Source organism: Clostridium cylindrosporum DSM 605 (assembly GCF_001047375.1).
Classification (GTDB): Bacteria; Bacillota; Clostridia; order Clostridiales; family Caloramatoraceae; genus Clostridium_AB; species Clostridium_AB cylindrosporum.
In genome coordinates this window covers 421,102-445,904 of record NZ_LFVU01000028.1, presented here as the reverse complement: position 1 = coordinate 445,904, position 24,803 = coordinate 421,102, and the positions used below count along the sequence as shown (strand labels likewise).

General features: G+C 31.0%; 23 protein-coding genes and 2 riboswitches. Of the genes, 16 read left to right on the top strand and 7 right to left on the bottom strand.

Going from position 1 to position 24,803, the window contains the following annotated elements:
- Positions 1 to 13: 13 nt before the first annotated feature.
- Positions 14 to 673, bottom strand: a complete 660-nt coding sequence (locus tag CLCY_RS12905; RefSeq protein ID WP_048571548.1) for a methionine ABC transporter permease — start codon at positions 671 to 673, stop codon at positions 14 to 16.
- Between the two features lies 1 nt (position 674).
- Complete coding sequence (locus CLCY_RS12900) at positions 675 to 1,700, bottom strand: methionine ABC transporter ATP-binding protein (protein ID WP_048571547.1); 1,026 nt, start codon at positions 1,698 to 1,700, stop codon at positions 675 to 677.
- Between the two features lie 81 nt (positions 1,701 to 1,781).
- Positions 1,782 to 1,880, bottom strand: a riboswitch (SAM riboswitch).
- A gap of 62 nt (positions 1,881 to 1,942) precedes the next feature.
- Positions 1,943 to 2,044: riboswitch (SAM riboswitch) on the bottom strand.
- A 251-nt stretch (positions 2,045 to 2,295) separates the two neighbouring features.
- Here CLCY_RS12900 and glmM point away from each other — a divergent pair.
- From glmM to CLCY_RS12875, 5 genes are all read left to right on the top strand, one after another.
- Positions 2,296 to 3,642 (top strand): phosphoglucosamine mutase, encoded by a 1,347-nt coding sequence (gene glmM / locus CLCY_RS12895; protein WP_048571546.1) that lies wholly within the window; start codon positions 2,296 to 2,298, stop codon positions 3,640 to 3,642.
- Between the two features lie 109 nt (positions 3,643 to 3,751).
- A complete protein-coding gene (locus CLCY_RS12890; RefSeq protein WP_048571545.1) occupies positions 3,752 to 4,687 on the top strand; it encodes an L-lactate dehydrogenase in 936 nt (311 codons plus the stop codon).
- Positions 4,688 to 4,772: 85 nt separating this feature from the next.
- Positions 4,773 to 5,516, top strand: coding sequence for an N-acetylmuramoyl-L-alanine amidase (locus CLCY_RS12885; RefSeq protein ID WP_048571544.1), 744 nt, complete (start codon positions 4,773 to 4,775; stop codon positions 5,514 to 5,516).
- A 443-nt stretch (positions 5,517 to 5,959) separates the two neighbouring features.
- Entirely contained in the window at positions 5,960 to 7,789 is a 1,830-nt protein-coding gene (glmS, locus tag CLCY_RS12880) for a glutamine--fructose-6-phosphate transaminase (isomerizing) (RefSeq protein WP_048571543.1), read from the top strand.
- Positions 7,790 to 7,963: 174 nt separating this feature from the next.
- The gene (locus tag CLCY_RS12875; RefSeq protein WP_048571542.1) at positions 7,964 to 8,608 is read left to right on the top strand and encodes a cupin domain-containing protein; all 645 of its coding nucleotides are present in this window, start codon (positions 7,964 to 7,966) and stop codon (positions 8,606 to 8,608) included.
- A gap of 124 nt (positions 8,609 to 8,732) precedes the next feature.
- On the opposite strand, the gene CLCY_RS12870 is transcribed toward CLCY_RS12875, so the two are convergent.
- On the bottom strand, positions 8,733 to 9,914 hold the full coding sequence (locus CLCY_RS12870) for a diguanylate cyclase domain-containing protein (protein WP_048571541.1): 1,182 nt from the start codon (positions 9,912 to 9,914) through the stop codon (positions 8,733 to 8,735).
- A 302-nt stretch (positions 9,915 to 10,216) separates the two neighbouring features.
- Here CLCY_RS12870 and CLCY_RS12865 point away from each other — a divergent pair, with 302 nt between their 5' ends.
- The 7 genes from CLCY_RS12865 to CLCY_RS12840 all read left to right on the top strand — a co-directional run bounded on the left by CLCY_RS12865 (position 10,217) and on the right by CLCY_RS12840 (position 15,466).
- On the top strand, positions 10,217 to 11,428 hold the full coding sequence (locus CLCY_RS12865; RefSeq protein ID WP_048571540.1) for an NAD(P)/FAD-dependent oxidoreductase: 1,212 nt from the start codon (positions 10,217 to 10,219) through the stop codon (positions 11,426 to 11,428).
- Positions 11,429 to 11,447: 19 nt separating this feature from the next.
- Complete coding sequence (locus tag CLCY_RS12860; protein WP_048571539.1) at positions 11,448 to 11,666, top strand: YuzB family protein; 219 nt, start codon at positions 11,448 to 11,450, stop codon at positions 11,664 to 11,666.
- A 121-nt stretch (positions 11,667 to 11,787) separates the two neighbouring features.
- Positions 11,788 to 12,204 carry a hemerythrin domain-containing protein gene (locus tag CLCY_RS12855; RefSeq protein WP_048571538.1) on the top strand — a complete coding sequence of 139 codons (417 nt, stop codon included), beginning with the start codon at positions 11,788 to 11,790 and terminating at the stop codon, positions 12,202 to 12,204.
- A 54-nt stretch (positions 12,205 to 12,258) separates the two neighbouring features.
- Complete coding sequence (gene ric, locus CLCY_RS12850) at positions 12,259 to 12,957, top strand: iron-sulfur cluster repair di-iron protein (RefSeq protein ID WP_048571537.1); 699 nt, start codon at positions 12,259 to 12,261, stop codon at positions 12,955 to 12,957.
- A gap of 14 nt (positions 12,958 to 12,971) precedes the next feature.
- Positions 12,972 to 14,162: an anaerobic nitric oxide reductase flavorubredoxin gene (locus tag CLCY_RS12845; RefSeq protein WP_048571536.1), complete on the top strand. Its 1,191-nt coding sequence runs from the start codon at positions 12,972 to 12,974 to the stop codon at positions 14,160 to 14,162.
- 65 nt (positions 14,163 to 14,227) lie between these two features.
- The gene (gene rd, locus CLCY_RS13545; RefSeq protein ID WP_082141824.1) at positions 14,228 to 14,389 is read left to right on the top strand and encodes a rubredoxin; all 162 of its coding nucleotides are present in this window, start codon (positions 14,228 to 14,230) and stop codon (positions 14,387 to 14,389) included.
- A gap of 231 nt (positions 14,390 to 14,620) precedes the next feature.
- A complete protein-coding gene (locus CLCY_RS12840) occupies positions 14,621 to 15,466 on the top strand; it encodes an Mrp/NBP35 family ATP-binding protein (RefSeq protein WP_048571535.1) in 846 nt (281 codons plus the stop codon).
- A gap of 109 nt (positions 15,467 to 15,575) precedes the next feature.
- On the opposite strand, the gene CLCY_RS12835 is transcribed toward CLCY_RS12840, so the two are convergent.
- From CLCY_RS12835 to CLCY_RS12820, 4 genes are read right to left on the bottom strand one after another with little or no spacing between them, the layout of a single operon-like run.
- Entirely contained in the window at positions 15,576 to 17,207 is a 1,632-nt protein-coding gene (locus CLCY_RS12835; protein WP_048571534.1) for an amidohydrolase, read from the bottom strand.
- Positions 17,208 to 17,229: 22 nt separating this feature from the next.
- Entirely contained in the window at positions 17,230 to 18,021 is a 792-nt protein-coding gene (locus CLCY_RS12830; protein ID WP_048571533.1) for an ABC transporter ATP-binding protein, read from the bottom strand.
- Between the two features lie 11 nt (positions 18,022 to 18,032).
- A complete protein-coding gene (locus tag CLCY_RS12825; RefSeq protein ID WP_048571532.1) occupies positions 18,033 to 18,815 on the bottom strand; it encodes an ABC transporter permease in 783 nt (260 codons plus the stop codon).
- Between the two features lie 27 nt (positions 18,816 to 18,842).
- Positions 18,843 to 19,844: an ABC transporter substrate-binding protein gene (locus tag CLCY_RS12820; protein WP_048571531.1), complete on the bottom strand. Its 1,002-nt coding sequence runs from the start codon at positions 19,842 to 19,844 to the stop codon at positions 18,843 to 18,845.
- A 262-nt stretch (positions 19,845 to 20,106) separates the two neighbouring features.
- Here CLCY_RS12820 and CLCY_RS12815 point away from each other — a divergent pair, with 262 nt between their 5' ends.
- From CLCY_RS12815 to helD, 4 genes are all read left to right on the top strand, one after another.
- Positions 20,107 to 20,712, top strand: a complete 606-nt coding sequence (locus tag CLCY_RS12815) for a DUF1847 domain-containing protein (RefSeq protein ID WP_341372106.1) — start codon at positions 20,107 to 20,109, stop codon at positions 20,710 to 20,712.
- Between the two features lies 1 nt (position 20,713).
- A complete protein-coding gene (locus CLCY_RS12810; RefSeq protein WP_152668167.1) occupies positions 20,714 to 21,457 on the top strand; it encodes a DUF5714 domain-containing protein in 744 nt (247 codons plus the stop codon).
- A 118-nt stretch (positions 21,458 to 21,575) separates the two neighbouring features.
- Positions 21,576 to 22,340 (top strand): SagB/ThcOx family dehydrogenase, encoded by a 765-nt coding sequence (locus tag CLCY_RS12805; protein ID WP_048571530.1) that lies wholly within the window; start codon positions 21,576 to 21,578, stop codon positions 22,338 to 22,340.
- 122 nt (positions 22,341 to 22,462) lie between these two features.
- Positions 22,463 to 24,763: an RNA polymerase recycling motor HelD gene (helD, locus tag CLCY_RS12800; protein WP_048571529.1), complete on the top strand. Its 2,301-nt coding sequence runs from the start codon at positions 22,463 to 22,465 to the stop codon at positions 24,761 to 24,763.
- The last annotated feature ends 40 nt before the right edge of the window (positions 24,764 to 24,803 follow it).

The following is a 24,803-nucleotide window of genomic DNA, read 5'->3' as shown; positions in this document are numbered from 1 at the left end:
CCTTAAAAATTATTTACCTCTTATCGAATTTTCTAGCTAGAAGATTTCCAAATTGTTGTATTACCTCAACAAGAATAATAAGTACAATAATAGTTAGTAATAAAACCTTATTATTATATCTTAAGTATCCTTCCCTAATTGCAAAATCTCCTATACCTTCTCCCCCTACGGCCCCCGCCATAGCAGAATATCCTAGAATATTTATTATGGTTAAGGTTATACCAAGTATTAATGATGATATTGCCTCTGGAAGCATAACCTTAAAAATAATCTGATAACTTGTAGCACCTGCAGCAAGTGAAGCTTCAATAAGTCCGTAGCTTACTTCTTTTAATGAGTTTTCTATAACTCTTGCAACAAATGGTGCAGCAGCAATTGAAAGTGCTACTGTGGCAGCGTTAGTTCCTATACTTGTCCCAATTAAAAGCTTTGATAATGGGAATAAAGCTATTAGCAGTATAATGAAAGGAACTGATCTAAACACATTAACAATAGTTCCTATAATGGTATTTATAATTCTATTTTCTAATATGTGACCTTTACTTGTAACTGTTAAGATAATCCCAAGTGGTAATCCTATTATAAGAGAAAATATTGTTGATAATGTAACCATATAAATAGTTTGTATAAGTGGGGTTTGCATTGCTGTAAGTATTTCTGCATATGAATCCATGTTATATCACCTCAACTTTTAGGTTAATGTCATTTAAGTAATCTATGGCATTTAATATTTTACCTTCATCACCTGTTACTTTAATTATAAGATTTCCAAGTTGGATTCCTTGAATAGTTTCAATATTTCCTGCTATTATACTAACATCAAGATCAAATGTCCTTGAAAGTCTTGAAACTATAGGTTCATTTGTTTGTTCTCCCTTAAAGAAAAGGCGAAGTAGTTTCTCGTTTACCTTTAAATTATCTAATACATCATTCGGCGCTTCAAGCACCATATCCTTCAAGAATTCTCTAGATGTTTTAGTTTGAGGCTCTGCGAAAACATCAACAACGTTGCCTTTTTCAACTACAATACCTCTCTCAAGCACTGCAACCTTATTACAAAGCTTCTTTATAACATCCATTTCATGGGTAATTACAACAACGGTAATGTTTAATTTTTTATTTATATCCTTTATAAGTGAAAGAATAGATTCTGTAGTAGTTGGGTCAAGTGCAGAGGTTGCTTCATCACAAAGTATAATCTCTGGATTGTTGGCAAGTGCCCTTGCAATACCGACTCTTTGCTTTTGTCCACCAGAAAGTTGAGAAGGGTACATATTTTTCTTATCAGATAGTCCAACTACTTCAAGAAGTTCATTTACTCTTTTGTCAATTTCTGATTTTGAAACCTTTGATAGCTTTAATGGGAATGCTATATTTTCATAAACTGTAGAGTTCATTAATAGATTAAAATGTTGAAATATCATTCCTATCTTTTTTCTAGCACGTCTAAGGTTACTTGGTGAAACTTTTGTAATGTCAAGAGATTTTGACGGGTCTATAAGACCATCTATAATTATTTCACCTGTACTTGGAACCTCAAGTAGATTAATACATCTAACAAGTGAAGATTTTCCAGCACCACTTAGTCCAATTATTCCATATATATCGCCCTTATCAATAGTAAGATTAATATTCTTTAGAGCCTCAACTGGTTGTCCACCAGACATATAAATCTTACTTAAATTTTTAATCTGAATCAAAGTATCATCTCCTTAAAATCTGCGTATAGAATTAAGTTTAAAAATAGACGTAAAAAAAGCCTCTTAGGGAGGCTATATATCCTCTCATTTTTCAGACAATGCTGCTGGACTTAGCACCTTAGCAAAAGCTTGGTTGCTGGGCGTCATAGGGCCAGTTCCCTCGGCCTCTCTTAATAAGAGCGGAGTATTAAATTTTCTATATAATTAAAAAAAGCCTCTTTAAATTTAAGAGGTTATGTATCCTCTCATCTTTCAGCATGAAAACGCTGCTGGATTTAGCACCTTAGCGATTGCCGGTTGCTGGGCGTCATAGGGCCAGTTCCCTCAGCCACTCTGAATAAGAGCCTTTTCTATGAACTTTTCTTAATGTTGATTATAAGGCTCATAACCTAGTATGTCAATAGGATAATTTTAAATAAATATCAAAATTTTATGCTATTATTTATTCAAATAATAGCATAAAAATATACCTATGCTGACATACGTTTTCATTATAACATAAAATTTATAATTATGTACTGTCAATTTGAAATGATAATAATATTATGGTATTATACAAGGTGTTAAAAAACTATAAACAATAGGAGAGTATGATATGGGTAGGATGTTTGGAACAGACGGAGTAAGAGGAATTGCAAATACTGAACTTACAGCAAATTTAGCATACAACTTAGGACGAGCAGGGGCCTTTGTTTTGTCAGACGCAAAGGAAAAGCCTACTATACTAGTCGGCAAGGACACTAGAATATCAGGTGATATGTTAGAGTCAGCACTTGTTGCTGGTATATGTTCAGTTGGTGCTCGAGCTATTTGCGTTGGAGTTGTACCTACACCTGCTATTGCGTATCTTACAAGATACTATAATGCAGATGCGGGAGTTGTAATATCGGCTTCACATAACCCTGTTGAATATAACGGAATAAAATTCTTTAATAAAGACGGATATAAATTACATGATAGTGTAGAGGATAAAATAGAAAATTTCCTTGAAAATAATCTAGAGGGGATTCCATACCCATCAGGTACAGAAATAGGAATAAGGGAACAAAAAATAGAGGCTATAGAAGACTATATAAATTATCTGAAGGAATCAATTAACGGAGATTTTTCTGGACTTAAAATAGCAATAGATTGTGCAGAGGGTGCTTCATTTTATAGTGCGCCAAAAATATTTAAGGACCTTGGAGCAGAGGTTTATGTAATTCATAATAATCCAGATGGAACAAATATTAATAAGAATTGTGGTTCAACTCATATGGGCGAGCTTAGAAGCTTTGTACAAAGTATGGGGTGTGATATAGGTTTCGCACTTGACGGTGATGCAGATAGATGTCTTGCTGTAGACGAAAATGGAGAAGACATTGATGGAGATCATATAATAGCTATACTTTCAAAGGCTCTTAAAGAAGAAGGAAAGCTTAAGGAAGATACTGCTGTTGTTACTGTAATGAGTAACATGGGACTTGATATAGCAAGTGAAAAAGAAGGTATAAAATTAGTGAAAACTAAGGTTGGAGATAGATACGTACTTGAAGAGATGCTTAAAGGTGGGTATAAAATAGGAGGAGAGCAGTCAGGACATGTTATTCTTCTAGATTATAACACAACAGGTGATGGGCTAATGACAGCTTTATCACTTTCAAAGGTTCTGAAAAGTTCAGGTCAAAAGTCATCAGAACTTAGAAAAACTATGACAGTACTGCCACAGGTTCTAATAAATGCAAAGGTTACAAATGATAAGAAAAACCTTCATGAAGTAGATGAAGAAGTTAAAGCTCTTATAGTAAGTGCTGAAGAGGAACTTAATGGTAGAGGAAGAGTACTAATTAGGGCATCAGGAACTGAACCTTTAATTAGAGTTATGCTTGAAGGTGAAGATTTTGAAAAAATTGAAGTTATAGCTAAAAATATAGCTTCACTTATAGAAAATAAAGCAAAGTAAAATGAAGCTGCTAACAATTGAATTGTTGGCAGCTTTTTTAGTCCTTTAAGCATTTTTATTTTATATCTGGATAAGATAAAGTAAAATATAGTTTTTCGGAGGTATTAAAATGAGCAAAGTAGCAATAATAGGATGTGGTTTTGTAGGTTCAACTATAGCATATACTTTAGCACATACTGGTTTAGCTAGGGAAATAGTTCTCATTGATATAAATAATGATAAAGCTGAGGGAGAGGCATTAGATATTGGTCATGGAATACCACTTATTAAGCCTGTTGAAATCTACTCAGGAAGTATTAAGGATGTTAAAGATGCAGATGTTATTGTAATAACCGCAGGAAAAAATAGAACACCAGGTAAGACTAGGTTAGAACTCGCTCTTGATAATGTAAATATATTTAAAGATTTAATACCAAAGTTAGTAGCAGAAAATAATAAAGCAATATACCTTATAGTAAGTAATCCAGTAGATGTATTAACCTATATAACATGTAAAATTTCAGGACTTCCTTCAAGTAAAGTCATAGGGTCAGGAACAATGCTGGATAGTTCTAGATTTAGATATCTTTTAAGTAATGAACTTGATATTGATGCTAGAAATATTCATGGATATATAATAGGAGAACATGGAGATTCTGAAGTTGCAACATGGAGTTCTACAAATATTTCAGGTATTGATATTGATGATTACTGCAAAATGGTAGGAATTAAGTTAGATGAAGATATAAAAGATAAAATAGAAAATAACATTAAAACAGCTGGTTCTGAAGTTATAAATAAAAAAGGAGCGACATACTATGCTATTTCACTAGCTGTTATTAGAATTATAGAATGCATAGTTAGAGACGAGAAAAGCATATTAGAAGTGTCCTCTTTAATACAAGGACAATATGGAATAGAAGATGTTTCATTAAGTCTTCCTACAATAATATCATCAAATGGAGTTGAAAGAGCACTTGAAATTAAACTTGATGATGAAGAGATGAAATCCTTCAGAGAATCAGCAGAAATAATGAAGAAAACAATTAAGGACGTAGGGTTTTAATATACAAAATAAGAAGAATTAGTAACCATGTCTAGGATCTTGAATATAATGATAATAAAGATTTTAGAAGGGTGATAATAAGACGATGGTTGATAAAAAGCGTTTAGTAATTGGAATAGACATGGGACATACTTTTAACCCTGCTAACTATGGAGGCGTAGGTATTAGAAATGAAGTAGAGGAAACTAGGAAGGTTGGAGAAAAACTTATAAGATACTTAGAGTGTATGGGGCATAGGATTGTTAATGTAACAGTTGATTATGCAGATACACAGGAAGAAAGTTTAAGCGAAAGGGTTAGAAGAGCAAATGCTCAAAGGCTTGATTTATTCGTTTCTTTACATTTCAATAAGTTTAATGGAGAAAGAAATGGAAGTGAAGTGTATACCTATAGAGGAAGAAGACTTCCAGCTGCAGTAAGGACTCTTAATAATCTAGGTAATCTTGGATTTAAGAAAACAGGTATTTTTGATGGCAGTAAATTATATTTAATAAAAAATACTAAGGCACCAGCTATGCTTGTGGAAATTGCATATATTGATAGTCCAATAGATATGGAAATTTACGATCCAGAACTTGTTGCAAGAGCTTTAGCTGAGGGAATTACAGGTCAAAAAATCCCTCAAGCATGCCCTAATAGAAGAGAAGAAAATAATAGTTCTCAATATAGATTTATAACAAAGGATGGAGAAATAGTTGATAGGGATTCAAAAAGAAATTCCCTATATAGAGTGTGTGTTGGAGGATGCCTTTCCTATGAAAAGGCAAGGGATATAACCCTTGAAATTAAGGAACTTGGCTATACAGTTGCAATGGAAGTTATAGAGTAAAGTTAATATTAGCTTGCCACTTAAGATAAAAGGTTAACCTTTTTTTATATAGCAAGAGGCACCAACCCTTTATAGGAAGGTGACCTCTTTTTTATTTATCATTATAAGCTATTATTAAAGTGAAATATGTATTTTTATGGAACAATAGGTATATTAATATAAAAAGCAAGACTTATTTTTAAAAATGTTATATAATATACTTTATATCAATTAACAACAACAAAACCCAGTAAATATTTATCAAGGAGGATAGAGTAAATATAATTAAGCGCCAGGACTTTTTTATGATTTAAAGTTGACGAGGTCAGAGTTTATCGAAATATCGGCGGATACTCTGCGTTTAACCAGCGTAAAAAACCTAACAAAGACTTAAAGTAATTTAAGGAACAAAAAGGTGTGGTTATGGGTTTTGACATGTTTCAATATGAAGGGAGAATACAAGCATGTGCGGAATCGTAGGATATGTAGGAAATAGAGAAGCATCACCATTACTAATAGAAGGACTTTCAAAGCTTGAGTATAGAGGATATGACTCAGCTGGTGTTGCTATATTAAATGATGGAAAAATTAAAATAGAAAAGTGTAAAGGTAGACTTAAAAACCTTGAAAATAAATTAGAAGAATTCCCTATAGAAGGTGGAGTTGGAATTGGACATACTAGATGGGCAACACATGGTGAACCATCAGATGTAAACTCACATCCTCATTTTAATAAGGACAAGTCAATAGCAGTAGTACACAATGGTATTATTGAAAACTATATTTATCTAAAAGAGTGGTTAGGAAGTCTTGGATATGAGTTTTTAACAGAAACTGATACTGAGGTTGTAGCTCACCTTGTAGATCACTTCTACAATGGAGATATAGTTAAAGCTGTTGCAGATGCTGTTGAGAAAATAGAAGGTTCATATGCTCTAGGAGTTGTTTCTAAAAATGAACCAGAAAAGTTAGTAGCTATAAGAAAGGATAGTCCACTTATAGTAGGTCTTGGAGAAGATGAAAACTTTATAGCATCAGATATTCCAGCAATCCTTAGCCAGACTAGAAAGGTATACCTACTTGAAGATAAAGAACTTGTAGTTCTAACGAAGGAAGGTGTTACTATAACAACACTTGAAGGAATGCCAGTTACAAAGGAAGTATTCAATGTAACTTGGGATGCAGAGGCTGCTGAAAAAGGTGGATATGAACACTTTATGATAAAGGAGATTCATGAGCAACCTAAGGCTATAAAGGATACTATGACATCAAGAATAATGGCTGATTCAGATGAAATTAAGCTAGATGATATAAATCTTACTAAGGAAGATCTAAAGAACATAGATAAGATATTTATAGTAGCATGTGGAACAGCTTACCATGCAGGTATGGTTGGAAAATATGTTATAGAAAAGCTTGCTAGAATACCAGTTGAAGTTGATATAGCTTCAGAATTTAGATATAGAAATCCAATACTAAATGAAAGAACACTAATGATAGTAGTTAGCCAATCAGGAGAAACTGCAGACACTATGGCTGCGCTTCGTGAAGCTAAAAAGCAAGGTTCAAGAGTTATAGCTGTAACTAATGTTGTTGGAAGTTCAGCTGCAAGAGAAGCAGATGATATTCTATACACTTGGGCAGGGCCTGAAATTGCAGTAGCTTCAACTAAAGCATACACAACTCAGCTAATTGCTATGTATATAATAGGACTTTATCTTGCAAGACTAAATGACAAAATGTCAGTAGAAGAATATAGAGTTATAAGAGATGAGATGCTTGCACTACCAGCTAAGGTTGAAACTCTTCTTGAAAATAAAGAAACTCTTCAAAGATTTGCAGATGCAAACAAAAATAATGATGATATCTTCTATCTAGGTCGTGGACTTGATAATGCAGTTGCACTTGAAGGAGCACTTAAACTTAAAGAAATATCATACATCCATGCTGAAGCATATGCTGCAGGAGAACTTAAACATGGACCTATTGCACTAATAGATGATGGAATACCAGTAATAGCGCTTGCAACTCAAGAGGAGCTATTTGATAAAATGGTAAGTAACATTAGAGAAGTAGTAACTAGAGGAGCAAAGGTTCTATCCATTGCATGTGAAGGCAGTACAGCAATAGAGACGGTATCAGATGCGGTAGAATATATTCCAAGAGCCATAGACCTATTAACACCTGTGCTTTCAGTAATACCACTACAACTTCTTTCATACTATGTATCAATAGCAAGAGGTTGTGATGTAGACAAGCCAAGAAATCTTGCGAAATCAGTAACAGTTGAATAAGATGTAATTTAAGACCATGTACTTATAGTACATGGTCTTTTATAAAATTAGTAACTTACAATAAGTATATAATTTTGTAGTTATATTAGTATAATGTTTATGACAAATTATAGAACGTTTTTACAATATGTAACATATTATAATCATGTAAATATTATTTAATGGAGCGAGAATATGTATAATAATTATAGGACAAATGAATGTCCTTATTGTTCACATGGACACAGTAGAAGTAATGAGTATAACGATTATCAATGCCCATATTTCTATGATGACTTAGTAGATAATGTTGAGTTTTCTAGGGAATTTGGTGATTATTACAATCCTTTTGATGATGAATATGATTATAATTTAAGACTCAATGCATTTAGGACTGATAATGTTAATCCTTCAATTGTAATGAAGGATTATGGACCTAGTCCATTTGTAGTTGATATTGACGAAGCAACTAAGAAAAATAATAATTTCCGTAGTGCATTATGGACAGGAAGCCATCTACAAGTTACCTTAATGAGTATAAATGTTGGAGATGATATAGGCTTAGAACTTCATAGTAATGTTGATCAGTTTATACGTGTAGAAGATGGCCAGGGAATTGTTAAAATGGGCAAGAATAAAGATAAGTTAGATTTTAGAGCAAATGTTAAAGATGGCTTTGCAATTATGATACCAGCTGGTACATGGCACAATATTATAAATACAGGAGATAAGCCTCTTAAAGTATATTCTATTTATGCACCGCCTCAACATCCAAGGGGGACAGTTCATGTGACAAAGGCAGATGCACAAGCAGGTGAAATGAATCACAGGTTTAATTAATATTCAATAAACAGTGCCTGATTCTTTATGATTTAGTTTCATGAAGTCAGGCACTGTTTATTATAGTTAAGTATTGTAGAATTAGTTTATTTATAGAGTTTTATCTTAAAGTAAATAATGTTTTTTAAATTAATAATTTTTTTCTTTGTTTATCTTTATACATATTTTTATCTGCAATATTTATAACTTCTCTTATTTTATCAACAGAGGTTTCAGAAAATGAATAACCAATAGACAAACTTATAGTTAAGGCTTTATTATATTTATTTTGCTCTTTTATTGAATTACATAGCATAGTGTAAAGGTCTTTGATTTCAGTGAAGCTTGAGTTTTTTATAATTATAATAAATTCGTCACCACCACTTCTTGCAATGATAGAATTTTTTTTAAAAGTCTTTAGTAATAAATTTGAAGTGTATTTTATTAGCTTGTCTCCAAATTCATGTCCAAAGGCATCGTTTGTTTTCTTTAAATTATCTAAGTCACAGAAGATTATACCTATAGAAGTATCCTCTTTTGTATTTAAAATATTAATTTGATTTTCAAGATATAACTTATTGTATAAGTTTGTTAAGCCATCATAATAACTTAAGTTTTCTAGTTTCTCTTCAAGTTCTTTTTTTTTAGTTATATTTCTACTAAATCCTTCAAGGGCAACTAGCTTACCCTTTGAGCTATATATGGGAATACAAAAATCCTCAAGCCAAACATATTTATCATTTTTATGTTTGAATCTAGTGGATATTGGTAATGTATAGTCAGTAGAATTATTAATTTTATCCATGAGAGTTTCACGGTCATCAGGATGAACTATTTCAAATGCAAGCTCAGAATTAGATATAAGTTCTTCAGCACTATATCCTAATAATTCTTTTATGGAAGGGCTTATATATGTAAATTGAAATTGTGGGATTAAATCGCATCTATATACTATATCTTTACAATTTTGAAACATTTTAAGTAGTTTTTTTTCATTATTATTAAATTTTATATATTTTGATATGTCTATTATAGATAGTCTTAAACCAGAAAAATCTATACTATTAATAGAAGTAATTTTAATATCAATGTCCATAAAACTACCAGTTTTTAATCTAATTGTACTTTGTATATTTATAGGTAAAATAATATTTTCAGGAATACCTGATATATAGTCTGTGATATTTTTATTTATTAGTTCTTGTTGAGTATAACCTAAGATATTATAGCAATTTTCACTTATAAATTTTATCAATTTATTATTATTTATTTCGATATATACTTCTCTTAAAAAATCGAGTTTATTACTAAAATAGGAATTCAACATATAAGTTCTCCTTTAATATTTGGTTTCTTTAATTTTGATGAATTAATATATTATAGAATCTAATACCATTTTATACAATAAATAGGATTTAATGCAACAGGTTGGTGTTTTTTACATACATATAAAGTGAAATAGCTTAATTTAAAATCTATAGGGATTATACATAGTAAATTTAAGAACATAGAAAGTATATCAATTTAACCAACGGGATAAAGTGCAGATAATGGAATAATTCAATGTGTAAAAGGGAATGGCTATATTTATACTATATTTAATAATTTAAATGAAATGTGGTGAGGTAAGTGGCAAGTAGAATCGTAATTATAGGTAATGGTATTGCATCAATAACAGCAATTAAAGCTATAAGAGAGGTAGATTTAGATTCAGAAATATACCTAATTGGAGAGGAAAAATTTTATCCATATAATAGAATAAGGTTATCAAAGGGTATGCTAGATGACATTGAAGAAAATAATATACTTCTTCAAAAAAAAGAGTGGTATGAAGAAAATAAGGTGAAAATTTATATTAATACTAAGGTAGTAAGTGTAGATATAGATAATAAAGAAGTTTTACTATCAGATGCCACTAGCATTAAGTATGATAAGTTACTTTTTGCAAATGGATCAAGTAATAGAGTACCTCCAATTGATGGTATAAATAAAGTAGGAGTACATACAATAAGAACCCTTGATAATGTTTTAGGTATAAAAGATAATCTTAACAAAGCAGAACAAATAATAATCATTGGCGGAGGAATACAGGGACTTGAAACTGCTTGGATATTACATAAAAGTGGTAAGAAGGTTATAGTGGTTGAATTACTATCAAGACTAATGCCTAGAGAATTAGACGATAAGGCATCAGAAATATTAAAGAAGATTATAATAGACCATGGAATACAGATATTAACTAGCTCATCTGTTAAACAAATATTAGGAGACTCAAAGGTAGAGGGAATTTTAGTAGATGAAAAGTCAGAAATAAAAGGTGATATCGTTATTTATTCAACAGGAATTAGTCCTAATATAGAATTAGTGAGTAATACGAAAATTAAAGCTAAAAGAGGGATAGTAGTAAATAATAAAATGGAAACGACTATAGAAAATATATATGCAGCAGGAGATGTTGCTGAATTCAATGATAAGGTAACTGGATTGTGGAATATTGCTATAGCTCAGGGAAAGGTTGCTGGCTATAACATTGTAGGAAAAGAAATTGCATATGAGGATATTACACCGGTAGTTACTTTAAATGCCTTTGATATTTCATTGTTTTCTATGGGTTGCATAGATGAAACTAATTCTACAAAAGTATTATTAGATGAAAATGTTAATAATACTGAATATAAAAAGATATTTATAAAAAATAATAAGATAGTCGGTGCAATTGTTATAGGCGATACTAGAAAATCACCATTAATTAAATCAGCTATAGAGAAAGAAATACTATTAGACGAATTTGATTTATCTAATGTCTCTGTAGATGAACTACTTAATAAACTAAAAAAATAACTATTTTGGAGGTAATACTATGTCAGAAATAAAATTTTGTGAAAATAACTTTAATTTTGGAACAGAGGATGTAATGAAAAAACTAAAAGAAAATTTTAGTGGGGCTAACGTATCATCGGAACCTTGTTTAGGGTACTGTGGTGACTGTTCCGTAGGTCCTTATGCTTTAGTAAATGATGAATTAATACAAGCTGATACATCTGAGGAATTGTATGAGAAAATAAAAAGTATGATATAGAACCAAGTGTATTCCCTTGTGTTTTAAATCACATACATTCATATGAAAATAATTATAATTAAATTATGCTACATGAAGATATATGTATATAAGTATTTAATAAACATTGGGGGAAGTTAATATGGTAAATATAAATAATTTGGAAAGACAACATGAAGAGATAAAGGAATTAGCATCTAAAATTAAGGTTAATATAAATTCAAATAACTTGGAAGAAAATATAGATGTTTTAGTAAAGGATTTAAATATACTTGCAGGAAAGTTAAGTATTCATATGAGTCTTGAGGATAAGTTTTTATATCCAGAACTTATTAATAGTAAGGAAGACAAGTTGAAAGAGATTGCAAAACAATATAGTTATGAAATGGGAAATATTAATTCAGGTTTCAAAAATTATAAAAGTAAGTTTAATACTAAAACTAAAATACTAAATAATATAGAAGAATTTTCAAAGGAAAGTAAAGAAATAATAAAATTATTAGAAAGTCGTATTTCTAAGGAAGATACTCATCTATATCCAAAGGTAAAATCTTTATAAATAAACTAAGATATGTAGTTATAATAGAATAGTTTAAGCTTTAGGAGGAATTGTATGATTAATAAGTTTAATTCATCAGATAATATAGGAGATATTGTTAGTATTTTTCCAGGTGCGAGTAATTTATTTTTAGAATACAGGATAGACTTTTGCTGTGGAGGCAATAGACCCTTAAAAGAGGCCATAAATGAAAAAAAACTTAATGAAAATGACATAGTTAACCTATTAAATGAAAGATATAAAGAATTTCTAGAAAGAAATGAAGAGTTTACAGATTGGGTAAATGAAGATCCAAGTAAGCTTGCAGATTATATAGAAGGAAAACATCATAGATACTTAAATGAAGAATTACCTAAATTAAGTGAACTTACATTGAAAATACTAAAGGTTCACGGGAAAAGTCACGACGAACTATATAAGGTACATAAACTATTTAATAGTCTAAAAACAGAACTTGAGGGACATTTAATAAAAGAAGAGACAATTTTATTTCCTAATATAAAGAAATACGAGAAAGATAAGAATAGTGACATAAAAAGGGATATATCAAATCTAATTGAAGAACTAGAAAGAGAACACGTAGGAGCAGGTGACATAATAAAAGAATTAAGAGAAGTAACAGGACACTATATTGCACCTAAAGATGGATGTAGAAGCTTCCAGTTAACCTATGAAAAGCTTCAAGAGTTAGAGGAGGATATATTTCAGCATATACATCTTGAGAATAATATTTTATTTAAAAAATATAGTTAAGAAAGGTGATACTTATGTCTTTTAAAATTAACAACACAGTTACCTGGGTTGGGAAAATGGATTGGGAACTAAGGAAGTTTCATGGTGAAGAGTACTCTACCCATAGAGGGTCTTCCTACAATTCATACTTAATTAAAGATGAAAAGACTGTACTTATCGATACGGTATGGCAAGCATTTACTAAGGAGTTTATTGCTAACTTAGAAAAGGAAATTGACTTAAAGAAAATAGATTTTATTGTTGCTAACCATTCAGAAATAGATCATAGTGGAGCATTACCTGAACTTATGAGATTAATACCGAATACTCCTATTTACTGTACGAAAACATGTGCAAAGCTATTAAAAGCTCATTATCATCAGGATTGGAATTTTGTTGAGGTTAAAACAGGAGACACATTGGAAATCGGGAAAAATAAATTAATGTTTATTGAAGCCAAAATGCTTCACTGGCCTGATAGTATGTTTACATATTTAACAGGGGAAAATATCTTATTCAGTAGTGATGCATTCGGGCAGCACTTTGCTTCAGAATTAATGTATAGTGATAAGGTTGATAGTGAAGGGTTATTATATGAGGCGATGAAGTATTATACTAATATATTGACTCCTTTTAATCCACTGGTAAAAAAGAAAATAGAAGAGCTATTAAGTCTTGGGCTACCAATAAACATGATTTGTCCAGGGCATGGTATTATATGGAGAGATAATCCAAGTGAAATTATAAAGACCTACTTAGAGTGGTCAAAAAACTATAAAGAAGATCAGGTTACAATTATATATGATACTATGTGGAATAGCACTAGAAGAATGGCTGAAACAATTGCAGAAGGATTAAAAGAAATTGAAGCGAATACTACTATAAAGATATTAAGCTCATCAAAATATGATAAAAATGATATTGTAACTGAGGTATTTAAGTCTAAAGCTATACTTATAGGATCTTCAACAATAAACAAAGGAATACTTTCCTCAACAGCTGCAATACTTGAGATGATAAAGGGACTTGGATTTAAGGAGAAAAAAGCGGCTGCATTTGGTAGTTATGGATGGAGTGGAGAATCAGTTAGGTTAATTACAGAAGAGCTTACTAAAGCAGGACTTGAAGTTGTAAATGAAGGCATAAGAGAAGAATGGATTCCAGGTGAGGCTGGATTAGATAGATGTAGAGATTTTGGAAGAAACTTTGGAGAAAAAATTAAGTAAGCTTTATAAAGATAAATTTTATTTATAAAGCCACTTAATAAAATAAATTTTAAGGAGAGATTATTATGGATAAATATGTATGTATAGTGTGTGATTATGTATACGACCCTGAATTTGGAGATCCAGATGGAGGAATAGCTCCAGGAACTAAGTTTGAAGATATTCCAGATGACTGGGTATGTCCTTTATGTGGAGTTATAAAGGATGACTTTAAAAAAGTTGAATAAAAAACTTATATTATAACAATTAATAAGAGAGACTGTATAAGAGTTGCAGTCTCTCTTATTAATTGTCTGTGTATAAATGATTCTATTTTCTTATTTGAGTAATTATTGTATAGCATTTTTGGTATATGTTAATAATTAAATTATAATGCCCTAATATACTAGGAGTATTTGATAATAAAATATAAGGGTATTAGAATTTAACCGGTATTATAAAAATAAGAGGTGAATATTATGTCAAATTGTAATTCATGCCCATCAAGTGGTGGATGTAGTAAGGATAGAGAAGAATGCACTATAAAAAATAATCCAATGAGTAATATCAAGAATGTCATAGGAGTTATGAGTGGTAAAGGGGGAGTAGGAAAGTCATCTATATCTGTTATGATTTCTAAACAATTAAGACAACTTGGTTTTAAGGTAGGAGTTTTAGACGCTGATATAACGGGACCTAGTATACCAAGACTACTTGGACTAAAAGATAAGAAGGCAGAAAATACAAAGGAGCATATATTACCTGTAGAAACAGAAGATGGAATAAAGGTAATATCATTAAATTTATTAATTGATGATGAAAATGAGCCTGTGATATGGAGAGGACCAGTAGTTGCTGGAGCGGTTAAGCAGTTCTGGACTGATGTATCATGGGGAGAATTAGATTATTTAATTATTGATATGCCACCGGGAACAGGAGATGTAGCTTTAACTGTAATGCAGAGTATTCCTATAAGTGGAATTGTTATGATATCTGTTCCACAGGATCTAGTTTCAATGATTGTTAATAAGGCTATAAATATGGCTAGATCAATGAAGATCAAGGTTTTAGGCGTTATAGAAAATATGAGCTATATAGAGTGTCCAGATTGTAGTAAGAAGATAAGATTATTTACTGGAGAAAATATAGAAAAGTTTTTAAATGAAAGTAAATTGAAGCTTCTTGGAGAATTACCAATGATAAGCAGTATTTCTAACTTATCAAATAATAGTTATGAAAGTTCAAAAGAAAGTTTAGATGAACTATTTAATCCTATAATTAAAAATATTTTAGGGTCATTAGATGAGGAAAACAAATTAGCATAGAACAGTACAACACACTTGATATGAAAAATTATACAAATTAAAAAAGCTCCTTAATAATATGTAAATGCAAAGGAGCTTTTTATATAAAGTAAGAGTAGTAGTTTAAGTTTTAAATTCTATATATTTCTTTTCCATCAATCCAAGTAGAGGAGATAACAATATCTTTAATATGATTGATTGGAACTTCAAGAGGGTTTTCTTCTAAAATTGTTAAGTCAGCACGTTTACCTACCTTTAAACTTCCAAGTTTATCCTCAAGGTGATATTGATATGCTGCGTAAATTGTAACTCCCTTTAATGCATCATATACACTTATCCTTTGGTCTTTACCAAGGATTTTATTACTAGAAGTTACTCTACTTGATGCATTCCAAACAAGTTTCAAAGGGTCAGGGTTTGTTACAGGAGCATCATTATGAAGAGAATATATTAATCCCTTATTAAGTGCTGAACCAACAGGGTTAATTCTACTACCCCTCTCATGTCCAAGGAAAGTATTATAATGTCTATCACCCCATACATAAATATGAGCAGGGAAAAAGGAAGGGTATAAGCCTATTTCCTTCATTTTATCTAACTGATCATCTCTAGCTGTTTGGCAGTGGATAATAAGGCTTCTTTTATCTCTTTTGTTTTCATCAAAGACCTCTTGATATATTTCAATAACATCATCTAAAGCAGCATCGCCATTACAATGAATAGCAAACTGTTTATTGATCTCTAGGACATTTTCTAGGCTTTTCTTAAGTTGCTCCTTTGTAAGTGTTGGGAATCCAAGATAATCAATTGGTTTAGGTCTTGTTGGATGTTGTTTTTCATATGGCTTAGATAAATAAGCTGTATAAGCTTGAATACTTCCATCCATAAAAAGTTTTATTGGGCCATCAATAATTTTTAATGAATCTTTATAGTTGATTTCAAATGGAGTGGAGCTAAGAGATTCAATGTGAGGACATAGAATAACCCTGTTTTTGATGATATCATTATCAACTGCATTTTCAAGAAGTAGGGAGGTTTTAAGGTTTGATTCTCCTTCACATACTGTTGTTATTCCCTTAGAAAGATAGTAGTTGGATGCATCTCTTAAATAGCCTAAGTCCCTTGTAAACTTTAAAGTGTTGAATAAAGTCTTTGAAAAAGGAGCCATTGCTGATGCTTCCTCAAAGATTCCAACCGCCTTTCCATTTTCATAGTAAACTCTACCACCTTCAGGATTAAAGCTATTATCTATAATTCCAGCCTCTTCTATAGCATAGGTATTAGCTGAGAGCATATGGGCTGAAACATGAAGTACAAACACAGGTCTTGTTGTACTAACTATATCGAGGTCTGAAGCTGTAGGCATTCTATATTCATCGATTAAAGTATCGTCAAATTCAATAGCAATAACTGGATCATTACTATTGTCATTTTTAACATAATCCTTTAATTTATTTTGTAAGTCAGAAATATTTTTAATATCACCAATAGGATAGCAACTTGCATTTATATAAGCTTTTCTTGAAACAGCTACAAATGAAAAGTGACCATGAGGATCAATTAGTCCAGGTAAAACAGTTTTTCCCTTTAGGTCAATTACTTCTGTATCCTGTGATATGTATTCATTTATTTTTTTATCTGAAGTTATTGCGATTATTGTATCATCTAGGATTGCAATAGACGTATTACTTGTACTTTCTTCCTCCATAGTAATTATATGACCATTTATTAAAACCTTACTTGCAATTATTTTATCATTCATTATATTATCTCCTTAAATTTAATTATAGGTAATAATCAATATCTACTTCATCTACATAGAAAAATTCCTTATAGATTTCTTTTCTAATTCTAATAAAATCAGCACTACTTCTATCACGGGGTCTTGGAAGGTCAACATTTACTATTTTTTTTATTGTCCCAGGTCTACTAGACATTACTACAACACGATCACCTAGGTAAATTGCTTCATCAATATCATGAGTTACTAGAACCATAGTATTTTTTTCATTATCCCATATACGAAGAAGTTCGTTTTGCATATTAATACGAGTAAGAGCATCTAAAGCACCAAAGGGTTCATCTAGGAGTAGCACCCCTGGTCTATTAACTAGGGTTCTTGCTATGCTAACTCGTTGCTGCATTCCCCCAGATAATTGATGAGGAAACGCTTTCTCAAACCCCTTTAAACCTACTAAATCTATATGATGTTCTATAACTTTTTTCTTTTCAGACCTTGAAATTTTTTTAGAAAAACCAAATTCAATATTTTCCTCAACTGTAAGCCAAGGAAATAGGCGAGATTCTTGAAAGATCATTCCGCATGATATGCTTGGCTTAGCTATTTTCTTATCATCTAAATAAATTTCTCCTTCAGTAGGTTTTTCTAGGGCTACAATCATTTTTAATAAAGTACTTTTTCCACAACCACTTGAGCCAACTATACTTACAAATTCACCTTCTTTAACCTGTAAGCTAGTTTTTGAAATTGCCTCTACCTCACCAGTACTTATTTGGAATTTTTTTATAACATTTTTAATATTTATAGCTTTTCCTAAGGTTAATTTATTTACCATATTAATCTCCTTTACCTTCCATGCTCAAAATTCCACTTTAAAACTCTACGTTGTAAATTTATTAGAACAACATCTATTAATAAACCAATAAATCCAATTGAAAATACACCAACAAGCATAATATCAGGTTGGGAAAGTTCTCTTGCAAACATAATTAAATATCCAATACCCTTTGATGCAGCAATCATTTCTGCACCAACTACACACATCCATGAAGTACTAACCCCTAGTCTAACTCCTGTAAATATAGCAGGAAGTGCGGCTGGAAATACAATCTTTGTTAATACTTCAATGTTACTTTTCTCAAGTATATAAGCAACTTCTAAGAGTTTTTTATCAGTACTTTTTATCCCATGAATTGTATTAATTAAAATAGGCCAAAAACTCCCAATTGCAATTACACTTACCTTTGAACCTTCATCAATACCCATCCATAAAATTAACATTGGTATCCATGCTATATTTGGAATAGGTCTTAAAATTCCTATGAGAAAGGTTGTTGCTGTATCAATTTTTTTGAATAATCCGATTAAAATACCAAAAATAATGCCAAGAGAAGCACCAACTGTAAAGCCTTTTATTACACGAACTGCACTAATTGCAAGATGTCCTTCAAGTTCACCAGTTTTAATCATTTCAATGAAATTTCTAAGGATTATTGAAGGAGCGGGCATTATAGATTGATTTATAATGCCCTTTGATGAAAGTATTTGCCATATAGCAACAAGGAGTATAGGGGTTGCAGAGGCTAGTATGAAGTTAAAGGTTTTAATGAGACTTTTATTTTTAAACATTTTTCATCATCCTTTTAAGTAAATTTATTATTTAATACCTGCTGCTTCAAGATATGAAGTATCAATAAAGTCATTAACATTTATATCAGTACGAATTATATTATTTTTCTTTAAATATTTTGCAGTTTGTTCAATTGAATCAATACGTTTTTTATCAAGGGGTAAATCTCTACTGAATTTTTTAAAACTTGCATCAAAAGCAGATTTATCAAGACCAGCTTCTTTAGCTATTATATCTATAGCCTCATCTGGATTTTTATCAGCCCAATCAACAGTTTTATTAAATACTTTTAAAATTCTAGCTGTAATATCTGGATTTTCCTTTAAAAATTTATTATTGCCTACAATAATGTTTACGTTATATTTATAGCCTGTACCATCTGCAATAATCTTAGCAGCACCGGAGGATACCGCTTTGGAGATATTTGGTTCCCAAGTGACAGCAGCATCTATATTCTTTGAAACAATAGATGTATAAATATCTCCAGGAGAAAGATTAACTAGCTTAATATCAGATTGCTTTAAACCTACAGATTCTAATTGTATTAGTATTAGTTGGTGTGCAACGCTACCAATAGTTACTCCTACTTTTTTACCTTTTAGGTCTTTGATTTTTTCCACTTTAGAGCCCTTAGCTGCAATTAGTGCATTGCCAGATTCTGTCGCACCATAGGATGCAATGGCTTTTAAATCTATGTTATTAGCTTTTCCCTGAAGGGCAGGTTGATCTCCAGTAAGTCCTAGATCAAGTTCTCCAGCGGCAAAAGCCTCAATTATAGGTGGACCAGCTGCAAATTCTTTTAATTCAATTTTAATATTGTCCTTTTCGAATTCCTCTTTAAAGTAGCCAAATTTTTCAGCGAGTATTGGTTGAAGATGACCAGGTTGATGACCAATACGTACAACTAAGTTTTTCTTCGTAGTTGTATTGGCATTAGTAGGTGAAGCTTTTTCTTCCTTCCCACATCCTACTAAACCTACGCTAAGTAAAGTAGTAATTGTTATGAATTTTAATAATTTCTTCTTCATAAATGATTCCTCCTAAAAATAATAAATAATTCCTAGTAAAGTTATAGGTATTATATGGAATGCTGTTGTGTTTAGTATAGTACTATAAAAATATCTTGTCAATATATGGTAAAAAGTATTTTTGTGCATATATATAGTAGGTGAAAGAGTTTTTGATTATAGATAAATTTTTATTTAAAGTACTATCTTAAAAGTCTGTATTGATAGTAAAAGTAAAATAATATACCATGGAAATATTAAGAAGATTAACAGGTGGAGGGTTATGACTATGTTTAATTGTGCTATATGTAAAGTTCAAGGATGTTCAAAGGGGGAAAAAGAGCAGTTACCCGGAATTTGTCCTACAAGGGAAGGTAAGATTCAAGAAAAGGCTAGAAATTTATATAAGGATGAGGATAAGTCTATAGCTTATAATGCAGCCTTAGTTACAGAAGAAGGTGGGGGAAATATCACAAGAATTCAAGAAACAATTGAATTTATCAAAAAATGTGATTATAAAAAAATAGGTCTTATTTTCTGTATAGGTTTAAGTAAGGAAGCAGAAATTATAGAGAAAATATTTGAATCAAATGATTTAGATGTAATTGGCGTTATGTGTAAAAATGGTGGTATTCCAAAAAGCGAAATAGGAATAGGTGAAGTAGTTAAGGAGAATATGACAAAGAAAGATATTATGTGTAATCCAATAGGTCAAGCTTTATACCTTAATGAAATGAAAACTGATTTTAATGTAATATTAGGGCTTTGTGTTGGTCATGATACATTAGCAATAAAGCATTCAAATGCACCTGTAACTGTTTTAGCTGTAAAGGACAGAGTACTAAAGCATAATCCCCTTGCTGCTATATACTTAAAGGAGAATAAATAGTATGGGATTAAATGATGAGGCTGTGGATAAGATAAATAAAAATAACTGCATACTTTGTGGTGAGCAGCTTGTGTATAGTGAGGAATATAAAGAATTAAATTGTGTATATTGTGGAAAAGTATTTAACAGTAATGTAGCATGTGGCGCGGAACATTATGTATGTGATGTTTGTCATAGTTTAAGTGGAGTAGACCTTATACTTTCATATTGTAAGTCTACTAAAAAAACAAATCCAATAGAAATGGCAAATGACATAATGAATAGCAAGGACTTTTTTATGCATGGACCTGAACATCACTATTTAGTTCCAGCTGTATTAATAGCATCCTACTATAATAGTATTGGAGAAAGTGAAGATTTTAAGGGAAGGAAACTATTAATAGCAAAAGAAAGAGCTGAAAATGTAAAGGGTGGTTTTTGTGGTTTTTATGGAAGTTGTGGTGCAGCTGTAGGTTGTGGAATATTTTTAAGCGTTATTACATCAACAACTCCTCTTACAAAGGATACATGGGGACTGGTAAATGAAGGTACAGGAAGGGTCCTTCTATCCCTTGCCAAAATAGGAGGTCCTAGATGCTGTAAAAAAGGAGTGTTTACATCTATAACTTTAGCTGCAAGGTTACTTGATGAAAATATGAATATAAAGATTTATGACTGGGAAAAGTCTATTCCTAAATGTAATTTTTCAAGGTTTAATAAGGAGTGCATAGGAAAGAATTGTCCATATAATGTCTCGAATTTTTAGACTTTTACATTTGGTGACTTTAGTAACATAAAATATTATGAAAAAGTAGTATTATATTAAGTAACTTAATGAAATAGATATCTTCATTAAAATTTTCTAGTATTAAGGGGCGATTAAATTGGATAGATATAAGGTGAATAGAGAGTTTTTAAAAGCAAATTTTAAGATTTTAGATGATATAAAAACAGACAAACAAAAAGGATTACCTGCTCCTCCTTTTATAAAGGAATATGATGAAAAAAAAGACTTAATAGAATTACCAAGTGTAAAAAAAGAGGATATAATTAAATATAATATATATGATTGTTTAAACGACAGAAGAAGTGTCAGAAAGTATTCAGAAGAATACATTACTTTAAACGAACTTTCTTATTTACTATGGTCAACACAGGAAATTCAAAGTATAAATAAATATACTAAAACAGCATTTAGAAGAGTACCATCAGGTGGAGCTTCTCATCCATTCGAAACATATTTAATAATAAATAGGGTTGAAAATTTAGAAGATGGAATATATAGATATCTTCCATTGGAACACAAACTTATGTATATGTATAAACTTGAAGATGCTAAGAGAAAAATTGATGAGGCAACTCCAAAACAGCCATTTGTACCTAATTTTGTTTCTAAAAGTGCGGTTATTTTTGCATGGAGTTGTATTCCGTATAGAGCAGAGCATAAATTTGATGTTACGGCTCACAAGAAAATTCTTATAGATGTAGGCCATGTATGTCAAAATCTATACATTTCATCAGAAAGCATAGAATGTGGAACATGTGCTATTGGAATTTATGATCAAGTTTTAGTAGATAAAATGCTAGGATTAGATGGTGAAAATGAATTTATAATCTACATGGCGGCTCTTGGGAAAAAGATTGAATAGTTAAAAATCTTTTTTCTAGACAAAGTTTTCTTGTAATGAATGTGATATTAGGTAATAATATATTAGGTATTAAAATGCCTAATATATTTTTTTGTTTTAAGGCCATATGAAAGGAAAATAATATGAACAGTAAAAGTCATAAGGATTATAAAATAGAAAAAGAAAGATTAGATTATACAAAGGAATACCTAGATAAAACTTTAAAGGCTATTGAAGAGTATAAATCTAATACATTTGTTAGCATGCAAGAGGACATGCTAGATACTGATATGTCTGAAAATAGTTCAGCATATATTGATATGATGCTAAAATCACAGGTTATGGATTTTGCAGAAAAGAATTACTATGCTTATAAAAGAGCTATGGATAAACCATATTTTGCAAGGATAGATTATACTGCAAAAGGGGAAGAAAAAGTTCAAAGGATATATATAGGAAAGACCTCACTTATGAAGGCTGAGGATAATGAGATGCTTATAGTAGATTGGAGAGCACCTGTTGCGTCTATTTACTATGATGGAAGACTTGGAGAAGTTGAGTATGAAACAGCGGATGGAATAGAAAATGGAAATCTTTCTTTAAAAAGACAGCTAAGTATAGAAAAAGGTGAGCTAAGCGAGGTTTTAGATATTGATATCACAGCCACAGATGCATTTTTGCAGGCATCACTTTCTGCTAATGCGGAAAGTAGGTTAAAGGATATTGCATCAACTATTCAAGCAGAACAAAATAAGGTTATTAGAGCGCCACTACACCAACCTATTATTATTCAGGGGGCAGCGGGTAGTGGAAAAACCACAATAGCACTGCATAGAATAGCTTATTTTATGTATACATATGAAAAGACCTTTGATCCAGATAATTTTTTAATTATTGCTCCTAACAATTTATTTATAAACTATATATCAGAGGTTTTACCGGAACTTGGAGTTGAAAATGTTAGACAAAGTACTTATGTAGATTTTATGAAGCTATTACTTGGAGCAAAGCCTAAGGTAAATAGCCGTGATGATTTCTTAGCTGAGATAATAGAGTCTAAGGATGATTCAACAGGGGAAGGTGTAAATGTAGCAAAGTTTAAAGGTTCTAAGGAATTTATAGACATAATAAATTCATACATAGATTCAATAGAAAAAGAGTTTTTACCTGAGGATGACTTTGTTGTTCGTGGAAAACTACTTATGGAAAATAGTGAAGTAAGAAAAATGTTTTTAGAAGACCTTACCATTTATTCCTTTGAAAAAAGAATAAAGGAAATAGAAAAGAGTCTAAAAAACAAGTTAAGCCTTGTTGATAAGGACATTATTAAAAAAATAGAGTTTAGCTATGACATGGCTATTAGTAAGGAAAGAAAGTCTTCAGGAGATCCTGAGGAGAGAAGAAAAAGAGTTGTAGCTTTAATAGAACAAAGAGATGAGAAGTTAAAGCTTGCAGAAAAAGAAATAAAAAATGCAGTTAAGGATTATTCGAAGAAGTTTAACATTAAAAAGCTTAATGATTATTATAAAGAAGTTTTAAGTGAAAAGTCTTTATATGAACATAGTAAGGGAATACTTTCTAAAAAGGAAGCGAAGGCTATCAGTAGATATTCTCTTGAAAGATTTAATGATAAGAAAATAGAACTTGAGGACTTGGCTCCACTTGTTTACCTTAAGCACAAAATATTCGGATTTGACAAGAAAATAAATGTTAGAAGTGTTGTTATAGATGAGGCACAGGACTTTAGTATATTTGAATTTTATGCACTTAAAGAGGCCCTTGGAACAACTATGTTCTCACTTCTTGGGGACATGTCACAGGGTATATACTCATATAGATCATTTGATAGTTGGCAAGATGTTATTGAATTAGTCTTTAAAAATGATAAGGCAAATTATATGACCTTGGTTCAAAGTTATAGAACAACAATAGAGGTTATGAATCTTGCAAATGAAGTTATTAAAGCACTAAATAACCCAGATACAGTAATTGCAAAGCCTGTTATTAGACATGGAGAAAAGCCAGAATATAGGGAGTTTGATAATAAGGATATTCTTATTGAAGGGCTTGAAGAGAAAATACTTAAGCGTCAAGGTGAGAATTATAAGTCTATAGCTATTTTATGCAAGACTCTTAAGGAGTGTAAAAGTCTTAAAAAGCTTCTAGACAAATCAGGCAAAATCCAAAGTGTTGTATTAAGTGATAAAAATATGGAATATGAAGCTGGAGTTATTCTAGTTCCATCCCATCTTGCTAAGGGGTTAGAGTTTGACAATGTATTTATAGTAAATATAGGTGAAGAATATGGTGATAGTGAGCTTGACATTAAACTTTTATATGTTGCAATTACAAGAACTCTTCATAGACTTCATATTTATTCTATTAAAGGAAAGACACCACTTCTTAATGATATAAAAGTTAAGGATTCTGATATTTTCAGTTAATATATATGGCTAAAATAAGAAGCTAGTATGTAAAACATAG